The sequence below is a fragment of the Kineococcus glutinatus genome, assembly GCF_039542765.1.
GTDB classification, from domain to species: Bacteria; Actinomycetota; Actinomycetes; order Actinomycetales; family Kineococcaceae; genus Kineococcus_A; species Kineococcus_A glutinatus.
Window position 1 is genome coordinate 1 of sequence record NZ_BAABIL010000361.1, and the last position, 5712, is coordinate 5712.

Consider the following 5712-nt stretch of genomic DNA (forward strand, 5'->3'; position numbering starts at 1 on the left):
ACGGCAAGGACAACGCCGGCAACGACTTCCCCGTGGCGTCGAGCTACACCGTGCGAGCGGTCCTGAAGGGCGGCGAGTACCACCTGCCGATGCTCGACATCGAGAGCGCCACCTACCAGAGCGGCCAGACGACCTGGGGCGCCCCCAGCATCACCCTCGACAACCCCCCCGGCGGCAACTGCCCCCCGGGGGGCTGCTCCCGGGCCTTCTACGACGACCGCGGCTACACCACCAGCAACGGCACGAACGTCGGCACCCCGGGCGGCGCCCTCTGCGCCACGGCCATCGGCGCGCCGAGCGTCAGCCACAGCGACCCGGACACCGGCTACGACAGCACGAGCACCCAGCGCGCCTTCGGCCGCGCCACCGGCGGCACCAACATCGCCTGCGGCACCTCGAGCGCCGCCAGCTTCGGTGACGCCATGGGCCTGGACCTGTGGACGTACTACCCGACGACCGCGCGCACCACCACCCTCGCCGTCGCCCCGCTGCCCGCTCCGCCCACCGCGGCCGGCGACACCGCCAGCACCACCTCCGGCGTGCCCGTCACCGCAGCCGCCCCCGGTGCGCTGGCCAACGACACCGGCAGCACCGTCCTCACCGCGGCGCTGGCCACCGGCCCCGCGCACGGCACCGCCGTGGTCGGCGCCGGCGGTTCGTACACGTACACCCCCGCCCTCGGCTTCTCCGGCACCGACTCCTTCACCTACACCGCCACCGACGCCGCCGGGCAGGTGGCGACCGGGACCGTGACCGTCGCCGTCAGCCCCGTCGTCGGCGACGACAGCGGCTCCACGCCCGCCAACACCGTGCTGAGCGTCGGAGCGTCCGGTCTGCTCGCCAACGACCTCGGCACCGGCCTCACCGCGACCAAGCTCACCGACCCCGGGCACGGCACCGTGGTCGTCAACACCGACGGTTCGTACACCTACACCCCGGCCCCCGGATACTCCGGCACGGACACCTTCACCTACACCGCCACCGGCGCCGCCGGGCTGGCCGCCACCGGCACCGTCCGCATCTCCGTCGCCAGCACCGCCGTCGACGACACCGCGACCACCGCCGCCATCACCGCCGCGGCCGCTGCCGCCGGCACCGGCGTCCCGCTCACCGTGGCCGGGTCCGGGGTGCTCACCAACGACCCCGGTGCCGTGAGCGCCACCAAGGTCACCGACCCCACGCACGGCACCGTCGTCCTCAACACCGACGGCTCGTACACCTACACCCCGGACACCGGGTACTCCGGTCCCGACTCCTTCACCTACGACGCCAGCGGGGTCGGCACCGCCGTCGCCACCGTCCGCATCACCGTGCGCCCCGTCGCCACCGCCGACCTGGCCATGACCACGGCGAACACCACGCTGACCGTCCCCGTCCGGTGCCTGCTGCGCAACGACGCGGGCACCGGCCTCGTCGCCTCGCTCGTCAGCGTCGGCGGCACCGTCACCGCCGCCGGCATCACCACCCGCCTCGCGCACGGCAACGCGATCATGTACACCGACGGCTCCTGCCGGTACACCCCGGACGACGGGTTCTCCGGCACCGACACGTTCACCTACCGGGTGACCGACACCTCCGGGCAGACCGCCGACACCACCGCGACCGTCGTCGTGGTGCCCGTCGCGGTCGCCGACAGCGGCACCACGACCGCCAACACCCCGCTCGTCAGGAACGTCGCCGGCGGGGTCATCGCCAACGACCTCGGCACCGGCGCCGGCGCCGGCGTCCCCGTCGGCACCGGCCTCACCGCCACCGTCACCGCGAGCCCCCGGTACGGCACCCTCACCCTCGCCGCGGACGGCTCCTACACCTACGCCCCCAGCACCGGGTACTCCGGTCCGGACTCCTTCACCTACCGCGCCAGCGGGGCCGGCGGCAACGCCACCGCCGTCGTCACCCTCGCCGTGCTGCCCGTCGCCGTCGCCGACAGCGGCACGACGCCGGCCGGGACGGCGCTGACCCGGGACGCCACCACCGGCCTGCTCGCCAACGACCTCGGCAGCGCCCGCGCCGCCGCCCTCGCCGGCGCCCCCGCGCACGGGACCGTCGTCGTCGACCGCGACGGCTCCTTCGCCTACACCCCGGCCGCCGGTTTCTCCGGTCCCGACTCCTTCACGTACACCGCCACCGACTCCGCCGGTCAGGTCGCCACCGGCACCGCGACGATCACGGTGACCCCGCGCGTGGCCGACGACGCCGGCACCACGCCGGCCGGCATCCCGCTGAGCGTCCCGGTGGGCTCGGGCCTGCTCGGCAACGACCTGGGCAGCAGCCTCACCGCGGCCCGCGCCACCCACCCCGCGCACGGCAGCGTCACCGTGAACGGCGACGGCTCGTACACCTACACCCCGGCCGGCGGCTTCTCCGGGAACGACTCCTTCACCTACACCGCCACCGACTCCACCGGTCAGGTCGTCACCGGCAACGTCACGATCACGGTGACCCCGCGCGTGCTCGACGACATCGCCACCACGCCGGCCGGCACCACGCTGACCCGCGACGCCATCACCGGCCTGCTCGCCAACGACCCCGGTGCCGGCCCCATCACCGCCACCACGCCGCCCGCGCACGGCACCGCGACCGTCAACCCCGACGGCTCGTACACGTACACCCCCGTCCTGGGCTGGTCCGGGGACGACACCTTCACGTACACCGCGACCGACTCCGCCGGTCAGGTCGTCACCGGCACCGTGACGATCGTGGTGACCCCGGGCGTCACCGACGACACCGCCACCGTCCCGGCCGGCGGCACGCTGACCCGGGACGCCGCCACCGGCCTGCTCGGCAACGACCGCGGCAGCAGCCTCGTCGCGGCGCTCGCCACCGCCCCGGCGCACGGCAGCGTCACCGTGAACGGCGACGGCTCGTACACCTACACCCCCGCGGCCGGTTTCTCCGGCACCGACTCCTTCACCTACACCGCCACCGACCCCGCCGGCCGGGCCGTCACCGGCAACGTGACGATCACCGTCACCGCCGCACCGGTGACCGTCCCCACACCCCCGACCGCCCCCGTCGCCGTCGACCGCCTCGGCGGCAGCGACCGCATCGCCACCTCCGTGGCCGTCTCCCGCGACGCCTTCCCCGTCGAGCAGCGCGCCACCGCCGCCGTCGTCGCCACCTCCTGGGACTTCGCCGACGCCATCGGCGGTGCCCGGCTGGCCGCTGCCGTCTCCGGCCCGCTCCTGCTCTCCCACATCGAGGACCTCGACGCGGACGTCGCCGCCGAGGTCGAGCGCGTCGTCACCCCCGGCGGCGACGTCTACGTCCTCGGCCGCACCAACGCCCTCTCCGACCGGGTGCAGACCGCGCTCATCGAGCTGGACGGGCGCTACCGGGTCATCCGCATCGGCGGCGACGACCGCTACGAGACCGCCGTGGCGATCGCCGACCGGGTGCAGGCCGGCGTCGACACCGGACCCGTCTACCTCGCCTCCGGGACCAACTTCCCCGACGGCCTCGCCGTCGCGGCGCTCGCCTCCCACACCGGCGGCGTCGTGCTGCTCACCAAGGGCGAGCAGCTGCCCGCCGCCACCCGCGAGTGGCTCGACCGCCACGACCCCCGCGCAGAGCGCGTCGTGCCCGCCGGCGGCCCCGCCGTCCGCGCCCTGCCCGCCGAGGCCGAGCGCGCGATCGTCGGCCGCGACCGCTACGACACCGCCCGGCTGGTGGCCGCCCGCTTCGCCGGCGCGGCCCCCGGCTCCGGCGACGCCCCCACCGAGGCGCTCGGCGTGGCCACCGGCGCCACCTGGCCCGACGCCCTCGTCGGCGCCGCGGCCATGGGCACCCACCGCGGGCCGCTGCTGCTGACCCCCGGCGGCGCGCTCGCACCCGCCACCCGCGAGGCGTTCCTCGCCCTGCACGCCGGCGCGCCGGCGCTCAGCCGCGCGGTCGTCTTCGGGGGCGAGGGCAGCATCCGGCCCGGCGTGTACGCCGAGATCCGCTCCCTCCTCGGCCGGGGTTGAGCACGGCCCCGCGGGGGCGCGACACCGCGGGTGGTGTCCGGTCGGTCACGATCGGGCACCACCCCGGCGGTCGCGGCCGGGCGCGGTGGCACCCTGTGCGCGTGCGCATCGCCCTCGCCCAGATCGCCGCCACCCCCGAGCCCACCGCCAACCTCCACCTCGTGCGGGAGGCCGTCGCCTCCGCCGCCCTGCGCGGGGCGTCCCTCGTCGTGCTGCCCGAGGCGACCATGTGCTGCTTCGGGGTGCCGCTGCACCCCGTCGCCGAACCGCTCGACGGGCCCTGGGCCACCGCCGTGCGCAAGGCCGCCGTCGAGGCCGGCGTCACCGTCGTGGTGGGGATGTTCACCCCGGCCGACGGCACGCGGGTGCGCAACACCCTGCTCGTCACCGGCCCCGGTCTCGACGCCGCCTACGACAAGATCCACCTGTTCGACGCGTACGGGTTCACCGAGTCCCGCACCGTCGCGGCCGGGGACGAACCCCTCGTCGTGACCGTCGACGGCGTCGGGGTCGGCGTCAGCACCTGCTACGACATCCGCTTCCCCGGGCTCTACCAGGCCCTCGCCGACCGCGGGGCGCAGGTGTCCGTCGTGGCCGCGTCCTGGGGCGCCGGGCCCGGCAAGGTCGAGCAGTGGCAGGTGCTGGCGCGGGCCCGCGCGCTGGACTCCACGACGTTCGTCGCCGCCTGCGGGCAGGCCGACCCCGCGTCCGTGGGCGCCGCACCGCGCGGCGGGGCGCCCTCGGGCATCGGGTGCAGCCTCGTGGTGTCCCCGCTGGGGGAGGTGCTGGACTCCCTCGGCGACGCGCCGGGGCTGCTCGTCGTGGACGTCGACCCCGACGAGGTGGCCACCGCCCGCGCCGCGGTGCCGGTGCTGGCGAACCGCCGCTTCTGACGGGATCCCGCGCCTCCCGCGCCCGACTTCCCGCGCCCGACTTCCCGCGCCCGACTTCCCGCGCCCGACTTCCCGCGCCCCTGCTCCCGCGCCCATCTCCGGGTTCGGGCGGTCGAAGGGGCCCTGTCAAGCGCCCGAACCCGGAGATGGGCGCTCCGGGACCGGACGAGAGAGGTCGGGCGTCCCCGGGCGGCGGGCGCCGCGGGCGGGTGCCAGGGTGTGCCGACCACACCCCAGCACGCACCGGAGGAACAGCGCATGAGCAGCACCGCCACCGCAGCCGGCCCCGCCGTGCACGTCGGCCCCGAGCCCGACGACGACGTCCTGGACGCCGTGCGCCGCGGTGGCGGTCGCCCGGTGGCGCTGGACGAGGCGGAGGCCGTGGTCTGGATCGGCGGCCCGGACGGCTTCCCCCGGCCGCTGCCCGACGCGGTGCGCTGGGTGCAGCTGTCCTCGGCGGGCATCGAGTCCTGGTTCGAGGCGGGTGTCGTGGACCCCGGCCGCGACTGGACCTCGGCCGCGGGGGCCTACGCCGAGGCCGTCGCCGACCACGCCGTGGCGCTGCTGCTCGCCGGGGTCCGGCAGTTGCCGGCGGCGCTGGCGGCCCGGGGCTGGGACCCGTCGGTGGCCGCCGCGACGACCACGCTGCGCGGCAGCACCGTGGCGATCGTCGGGGCCGGCGGCATCGGCCGGGCGATGATCCCCGCCCTGCGCGCCCTGGGGGCGGACGTGCTGGCCGTGACCCGCCGCGGCCGACCCGTGGAGGGGGCGGTGGAGACCCTGCCCGCCGAGCGCACCGGCGAGATCTGGGACCGGGCGGACCACGTGGTGATCGCGGCGCCGGCCACGGCCGA

Annotated in this window: 3 protein-coding genes; all 3 read left to right on the top strand. The window is 76.4% G+C overall.

From position 1 onward, the window contains the following. Positions 1–3965 (top strand): Ig-like domain-containing protein (locus tag ABEB16_RS13535; protein ID WP_345712769.1); only part of this gene is annotated, 3965 nt, incomplete at its 5' end. A 101-nt stretch (positions 3966–4066) separates the two neighbouring features. Next, positions 4067–4858 carry a carbon-nitrogen hydrolase family protein gene (locus ABEB16_RS13540; protein ID WP_345712770.1) on the top strand — a complete coding sequence of 264 codons (792 nt, stop codon included), beginning with the start codon at positions 4067–4069 and terminating at the stop codon, positions 4856–4858. A gap of 258 nt (positions 4859–5116) precedes the next feature. Further along, a partial coding sequence (locus tag ABEB16_RS13545; protein WP_345712771.1) for an NAD(P)-dependent oxidoreductase occupies positions 5117–5712 on the top strand: 596 nt, incomplete at its 3' end.